This is a genomic window from Streptomyces laculatispora, assembly GCF_017353455.1.
Lineage (GTDB): Bacteria > Actinomycetota > Actinomycetes > Streptomycetales > Streptomycetaceae > Streptomyces > Streptomyces laculatispora.
The window spans coordinates 1-7,197 of record NZ_JAFMPZ010000481.1; the positions used below are offsets into that span (position 1 = coordinate 1).

Below are 7,197 nucleotides of genomic sequence, written 5' to 3' on the forward strand. Positions count from 1 at the left end.
CCCACGGCCGACTCGGGGGGGGAGGAGCCGGACCGGGTTAGCACGGTCGCGAACGATCCGTGACTTCCATGGTGTACCCGAGCGCCTTCTCAGGCAAACCCACGCGCCGGAGTTTACGCCGAATGGTGGGCCTCTATGCTCTGCCTTGTGGAAAACTGCTTCTTGCCGCGCACAGCAGCCTTCTTTGACCTGGACAAGACGGTCATTGCGAAGTCTTCGACGCTGACCTTCAGCAAGTCCTTCTACCAAGGCGGGCTGATCAACCGCCGTGCCGTACTGCGCACTGCGTACGCACAGTTCGTGTTCCTTGCCGGGGGCGCAGATCACGACCAGATGGAGCGGATGCGCGAGTATCTCTCCGCGCTCTGCAAAGGCTGGAACGTCCAGCAGGTGAAGGAAATCGTCGCCGAGACTCTGCACGATCTGATCGACCCGATCATCTACGACGAAGCGGCGACGCTCATCGAGGAACATCACACCGCGGGACGCGATGTGGTCATCGTCTCGGCCTCTGGCGCCGAGGTCGTCGAACCGATCGGTGAGCTGCTCGGTGCCGACCGCGTCGTCGCCACGCGCATGGTCGTCGGTGACGACGGCTGCTTCACCGGTGAGGTGGAGTACTACGCGTACGGGCCGACGAAGGCAGAGGCCATCAAGGCCCTCGCCGTTTCCGAGGGCTACGACCTCGCGCGCTGCTACGCCTACAGCGATTCCGCGACCGATGTGCCGATGCTGGAGTCCGTCGGCCATCCGCACGCGGTCAATCCGGACCGCGCCCTACGCCGCGAGGCGACTCTCCGGGAGTGGCCGATTCTCGTCTTCGACCGCCCGGTCCGGCTCAAGCAGCGATTGCCCGCCTTCTCGTTGCCGCCGCGCCCGGCACTCATGGCCGCGGCAGCAGTGGGCGCAGCCGCTCTCGCCGCCGGGCTCGTCTGGTACACCGCCCGCCGGCGCACCGCCGCGGCGTCCGCATGACGCAGCCCGCCCTCGGCCCCGTCGGCGGAAACCCGGACGACGAACGCCCCTCCCCGCCCAACCGGGCCATCGACCACCCCGGATACCCCGGAAATCAGCCGCGGGCCGCCATTACCGCTCCCGAATTCCCTGCACACCCAATTGAACCGACTAGTCCGTAATTGAACCCAAAAGTAAAGAAGTGCCGCCAGCACTACCGCTCACCCGGCCCCAGGAGTACAAAGGACTCAACGGCCCGCGAGACCAAGGACATCCGTGAGGATGACCTGTAACGCAGAGAAGGCCCCACGGACCGCGCATGAAAGCCGGGCACCCACGCGACGTCGACCCGTCGATTACGGGCCAGCCGCACCAGGAACGGGCAAAGCACCCGACCTGATGGGCATATATAGAGGACGCTTGGTAACCGGGCGGACATGCCAGCGGCGGTACCGAGGTCGGTACCGCCGCACCCCTTTTCGCCGGGCACTCCCCGGCGTCCGGGCCGCCGGGAATCTCCGGCCATCCGGTCGCTACGCGGCGCCGCGCTGGAGCGCCTCGCAGACCGCCGTCGATTCCCGGACGCCGAGTTCCGCCGCGCGCCCGCAGTGCGCGATCCAGGCCGCCATCCCCTCCGGCGTTCCCGACAGATAACCCTCGAAGGCTGCTACGTACGCCGCCCGCCCTTGCTCGGCGTGGCCGACCTCTGCCGGACAGATCGACTTCGGGTCGAGCCCGCTGCCGATCAGCACGATCCGCTCGGCGGTCCGCGCGACCAGGCCGTTGTACGAACCGAAGGGACGCAGGGCCAGCAGTTCACCGTGCACGACCGCAGCCGTCACCAGAGCGGGCGCCTCACTCCCCGAAAGGATGAGCCCGCTGAGCCCTTCCAGCCGCCCCGCCACCTCATCGGCGTCGGGCAGCGGCGCTTCGATCAGCGGCTCGTCCACCGGCTCACCCGCCAGGCGGGGCCGGCCGACGGCATCCTCGGGCGCCGCGCCACCGGCCGCCACCAGATGCAGCCTCGCCAGCACACGCAACGGCGACTGCCGCCAGATGGAGAGCAGTTGGCCCGCCTCTGCGGTCAACCGCAGAGCAGCCCCGACCACACGCGCTTCACTGTCCCCGGTGAAGTCGGTACGTCGGCGCACCTCTTCCAGGTTCCAGTCAGCACCGGAGAGCGCGGCCGACCCACGGGCGCCCCGCAGGGCCGCCTCCGAGGTGACTTCGTTGCTGCGGCGCCGCATGACGCGGTGACCGTAGACGCGATCGACAGCCTTGCGTACGGAGTCCACCGCGTCCGTCACGCCCGGCAGGGTACCCAGAGTGGCGAGCGGGTCCGAGGAAGTCGTACTCATAAGTAGCGAGGCTACGCGCCCCTCACGCGCCTGCTCCCCCGGAGTGGCCTTCTTCACGAAGTTCGACAACGGATAGCGATCGTGCCACTACCCTAGGTGAACATGAAGATCGCTTTCGTAGGGAAGGGCGGCAGCGGCAAGACCACGCTGTCCTCGCTCTTCATCCGCCACCTTGCCGCCAATGAGGCCCACGTCGTCGCGGTGGACGCCGACATCAACCAGCATCTCGGGGCCGCGCTCGGCCTCGACGAGGAGGAGGCCGCAGCGCTGCCCGCCATGGGAGCGCAGCTGCCTCTGATCAAGGAGTATCTGCGCGGCAGCAATCCCCGCATCGCTTCGGTCGAGACGATGATCAAGACGACGCCGCCCGGCGAGGGCTCGCGACTGCTCCGTGTGCGCGAGGACAACCCGATCTACGACGCATGCGCGCGCACGGTCGGGCTCGACGACGGGGACATCCGGCTGATGGCCACCGGGCCGTTCACCGAGTCGGACCTGGGGGTGGCCTGCTATCACTCCAAGGTCGGCGCGGTCGAGCTCTGCCTCAACCATCTCGTCGACGGCCCCGAGGAGTACGTCGTGGTCGACATGACCGCCGGCTCGGACTCCTTCGCCTCGGGAATGTTCACCCGCTTCGACATGACGTTCCTGGTCGCGGAACCGACCCGCAAGGGAGTCTCGGTCTACCGCCAGTACAAGGAGTACGCGCGTGACTTCGGAGTCGCGCTGAAGGTCGTCGGCAACAAAGTGCAGGGGGAGGACGATCTGGACTTCCTGCGCGCCGAGGTCGGCGACGACCTGCTGGTCGCCGTCGGCCATTCCGACTGGGTGCGGGCCATGGAGAAGGGCCGCCCAGCCCGCTTCGAGCTGCTGGAGGCGGACAACCGGATGGCCCTGCAGGCTCTGCAGAACGCCGCGGAGGACTCGTACGGACAGCGCGACTGGGAGCGTTACACGCGGCAGATGGTGCATTTCCATCTGAAGAACGCGGAGAGCTGGGGCAACGAGAAGACAGGGGCCGACCTGGCAGCCCAGGTGGACCCCGCCTTCGTACTCGACGAGCACGGTGCCCAGACCGGGGCAGCCCAGCCGGCCTGATCGGACGGTGCCCCTGACCGACTTCGGTACGGGGCACCCCCAACACGGCCGGCCGGGGCCGGGCCGGTTCCAAGCTGCCCGGCACCGGCCGGCCCCGTTCATCCGGGCGCCCGGCACTGGTCGGGTTCGGTCACCGGCCCGTCGGGCGCCGGTCACCGGTGACCGGTCACCGGTCACCGGTCACCGGCTGGGGCCGCATCGGGCACACGGGACACGGCAGCCCCAGTCGGCCGCATCCTCACTTGCGGGCGTCCGGGTCGGCGGGCTTCCCGTCCGACCCGGCGGGCACCTTCGCGGCAGCCTTGTCCTGCTCCTCTTCCTTGCCCTTGGCCTTGCCGGGACTCGCGGCCCGGCCGAGGAAGGCCGCCCAGCTCTTCCTGGGTGCCTCACCGACCTTCAGCGTGCCGAGCTTCGCGAGCGCCGCCGGGTCCTGCGCGTCCAGCCAGTCCGCCAGCTGCTTGAAGGACACGCAGCGCACACCCTGCTTGGTGCAGACGGTCTCGATCGTCTTCTCGATGGCGCGCATGTACGTGCCGCCGTTCCAGGACTCGAAGTGGTTGCCGATGATCAGCGGGGCGCGGTTTCCGTCGTACGAGCGGTCGAAGGCCTGGAGCAGGCCGTCCCGCATCTGGTTGCCCCAGTACTCGTGCTGGTCCGGGTCACCCTGCGTCGTACCGGACTGGTTGAACATGAAGTTGTAGTCCATCGACAGCGTCTCGAATTCGCGCCCCGGCACCGGGACGAGCTGCATCGAGAGGTCCCAGATACCACTCTTCTTCTTCGGCCAGACCTGGTCGTTGACACCACTGGAGTCGTAGCGGAAGCCCATCGAGCGTGCGGCCGCCACCATGTTCTTCTGCCCCTCCAGGCAGGGGGTGCGGCCGCCGATGAGTTCCTTGTCGTAGTCGAAGGGCAGCGGCTTCATGCCCTTGAGCTCGGGATCGTTCGACTTCCAGCCCTTCACGAAGGACTTCGCCTGGCTGATCTCGCTCTTCCACTCGGCAACGGACCAGGTGCCGACTCCACCGTCCTTGCCGCAGAAGTGGCCGTTGAAGTGGGTGCCGATCTCGTTGCCGTCCAGCCAGGCACCGCGGACCTGAGTGAGGGTGTCCCGGATCCCCTTGGTGTCGTTGAAGCCGATGTCGGAACTGCCGGCGTTGTGCTTGGGCGGGTCGTAGAGCTTCCGCTTCGCTTCCGGCAGCAGGTACACGCCGCTGAGGAAGTACGACATGTTCGCGTCGTACTTCTTGCCCACCTCGCGGAAGTGCGAGAAGAGCCGCTGGCTGTCCTCCCCTGCGCCGTCCCACGAGAACACCACGAACTGCGGGGGCTTTTGACCGGGGGCCAGCCGCCGCACCGCGGGCTGCTTCGGCTGAGCGCCGGTAAAGGCCGTGGAGCCGTCACCGATGAGCCGGAACACACTCCTGGGAGCCTCGCCGACGGCCTTCTTCTTCGCTCCGGCCGCTCCGCTCACGACACCGGACCCGGATTCGCCCGACCCGGAGCAGCCGGCCACTCCCGCGACCAGCGCAACGGCCATGACGCCCAAGGCGATCCTCTTCGCGGCGGCCATCATCCGCCCACCCTCTTCCTTGCAGGTTCGGTTGCGCCGAAGTGCCGTCCTGGCGCGGTCAAAGTCGCACGCACAGCACACAAATCCGCGCGACAGGCCGAATGAAAAGCTGCCTATTCACTGGAATGGGTGATTAGATGGACCATTTGCCCTCAATCATGGACACAAGTCTTTACTCTCCATTACGATCTGTTTACCGAGAATTGAGATATCCCGCCGCTGCACGCCGTGACCCACGGCCGCGTCCCCACGTTCCGCGACCGCGCTGCCCCGGAGGAGACGGGAAACATGCCTGCCTGCGTCCCCACTCGCCATGACCACTCATCCCGCAGTTCGCGCCCTCCCCGGTCATCCGGGGTCAAGCGACCTCACAGCCCGCCGCCGCGTCGCGGCGGACGATTCCGCATCGCGGGCGCCGACCTGTCCGCATCGATCACCGTCTTCCTGCTCGCCATCCCCATGTCGCTCGGCCTGGCCGTCGCCATGGATGCACCGCTGGAAGCCGGTCTCATCTCCGCCGCGGTCGGCGGCATCGTCGCCGGTCTGCTCGGCGGCACCCCGCTCCAGGTCTCCGGGCCGTCCGCCGGGCTGACCGTGGTGACCGCCGAGCTGATCCAGATCTACGGCTGGCGCACCACCTGCGCGATCACCATCGGCGCGGGTCTGCTGCAGATCCTCCTGGGTTCACTGCGGGCCGCTCGCAGCGCGCTCGCCGTCAGCCCCGCCATCGTGCACGGCACGCTCGCCGGCATCGGCGTGGCCATCGCGCTCGCTCAGCTGCACATCGTGCTGGGCGGTTCACCGGAGAGCTCAGCCGTCTCCAATGCCCTCACCCTGCCTGCCCGGTTGGAGCAGGTCGGCCCCGCCGCACCGCTGATCGGCGGTCTGACCATCGCGATTCTGGTGCTGTGGCCCCGGATTCCGGGGCGGCCCGGCCGCGTCATGCGGCGGATTCCGGCAGCCCTGGTCTCCGTGACCCTCGCCACTGCCGTGGCGGCCTTCGCGGCACCGTCGATCGCACGGGTCGATCTGCCGTCCTGGCGCTCGCACGCCCTGCCCGAAATGCCGCAGGGACCCGTACTCGGCCTGGCCACAGCCGTGTTCACCATGATGCTGGTGGCAAGCCTGGAATCCATGCTCGCCGCCGTCGCTGTGGACAAGCTGGCCGCCGACCGGAGCAGCGAGCGGTCTACCGGCCCGGCTGTCGAACGGGACGACGAGCACACGGCCGAGCGTCCGTCCGAGCACACGGCTGACCTCCCCGAGCCCGGCTCCGGCCCGGCCTCGCCCCCCGTCAAGCGCTCGGACCTCGACCGGGAACTACGCGCACAAGGCATCGCCAATGCGGTATCGGGTCTGCTGGGCGGGCTGGCGGTCTCCGGTGGCGCGGTGCGCAGTTCGGCGAATGTACGGGCCGGGGCGACCAGCCGTGCTTCCACCGTGCTGCATGGCGTCTGGGTGCTGCTCGCCACCGGTCTGCTGGTCACCGCGCTGGAGTGGATCCCGCTGGCCGCCCTCGGCGCGCTCGTGATGGTGGTCGGCATCCAGATGGTGAACTTCGCCCACATCCGCAACGTCCACAGGCACCGGGAATTCCTGGTGTACGGGGCGACGATCTCCGGGGTACTGCTCTTCGGTGTCCTCAAGGGCGTGGCGATCGGGATCGCGGTGGCAGTGGCCGTCGCCCTGCACCGACTGGCGCGGACCAGGATCACCGTGACCGAACAGAGCGGCCAGCATCTGGTCGTCGTACGGGGCCAGTTGACGTTCCTGGCCGTGCCACGGCTCAACCGGACGCTGGGCCAGCTGCCCCAGAACGCGGACGTGGTCGTCGAGCTGGACGGCTTCTTCATCGATCACGCGGCGTTCGAGATGTTCCAGGACTGGAGCAATGCCCATACCGCCCACGGCGGCCGGGCTGTCTTCGCCGGCAGGTCCGGTGGCCGGATCGCCGAGCCCGCCTCGGCAGCGCACTCCTGCTGCCGTCCCTGGACACCGTGGCGCAACCACCACTGTCACGACCGGCCCGAGCAGGTACCCCTCACCGGCTTCAGGCGCGACCGCCGCATCCCCGGCACCACCGCCGAGGTCTCCACATCCGCCGAGGCCGGCACATCCGCTGAGGCCGCCAAGGCCACCGAGTGCGCCGGGGTCACCGAGTCCGCCGCGCCCCCCGCCGGCACCGCCACCCATCTCGCCCCGGAGGTGAAGGAC

Annotated in this window: 5 protein-coding genes; 3 read left to right on the top strand and 2 right to left on the bottom strand. The window is 68.5% G+C overall.

The window, feature by feature from the left end:
* The first annotated feature begins 135 nt into the window (after positions 1 to 135).
* Positions 136 to 975, top strand: a complete 840-nt coding sequence (locus J1C73_RS23985; protein WP_207318241.1) for an HAD family hydrolase — start codon at positions 136 to 138, stop codon at positions 973 to 975.
* Positions 976 to 1,487: 512 nt separating this feature from the next.
* Here J1C73_RS23985 and J1C73_RS23990 read toward each other — a convergent pair.
* Positions 1,488 to 2,312 carry a Fic family protein gene (locus J1C73_RS23990; RefSeq protein WP_207318242.1) on the bottom strand — a complete coding sequence of 275 codons (825 nt, stop codon included), beginning with the start codon at positions 2,310 to 2,312 and terminating at the stop codon, positions 1,488 to 1,490.
* 102 nt (positions 2,313 to 2,414) lie between these two features.
* Between J1C73_RS23990 and J1C73_RS23995 the strand changes: the two genes are divergently transcribed.
* A complete protein-coding gene (locus tag J1C73_RS23995; RefSeq protein ID WP_207318243.1) occupies positions 2,415 to 3,410 on the top strand; it encodes an ATP-binding protein in 996 nt (331 codons plus the stop codon).
* 238 nt (positions 3,411 to 3,648) lie between these two features.
* Here the strand turns inward: J1C73_RS23995 and J1C73_RS24000 are convergent, their stop codons facing one another.
* A complete protein-coding gene (locus J1C73_RS24000) occupies positions 3,649 to 4,986 on the bottom strand; it encodes a polysaccharide deacetylase family protein (protein WP_207318244.1) in 1,338 nt (445 codons plus the stop codon).
* A gap of 285 nt (positions 4,987 to 5,271) precedes the next feature.
* Between J1C73_RS24000 and J1C73_RS24005 the strand changes: the two genes are divergently transcribed.
* Positions 5,272 to 7,197 (top strand): SulP family inorganic anion transporter (locus J1C73_RS24005; protein ID WP_242644623.1); only part of this gene is annotated, 1,926 nt, incomplete at its 3' end.

What these genes read in the sequence shown, in the direction of transcription:
- J1C73_RS23985 (WP_207318241.1), top strand. Translation starts at nt 136, where the DNA reads ATGCTCTGCCTTGTGGAAAACTGCTTCTTGCCGCGCACAGCAGCCTTC.
- J1C73_RS23990 (WP_207318242.1), bottom strand. Translation starts at nt 2,312, where the DNA reads ATGAGTACGACTTCCTCGGACCCGCTCGCCACTCTGGGTACCCTGCCG.
- J1C73_RS23995 (WP_207318243.1), top strand. Translation starts at nt 2,415, where the DNA reads ATGAAGATCGCTTTCGTAGGGAAGGGCGGCAGCGGCAAGACCACGCTG.
- J1C73_RS24000 (WP_207318244.1), bottom strand. Translation starts at nt 4,986, where the DNA reads ATGATGGCCGCCGCGAAGAGGATCGCCTTGGGCGTCATGGCCGTTGCG.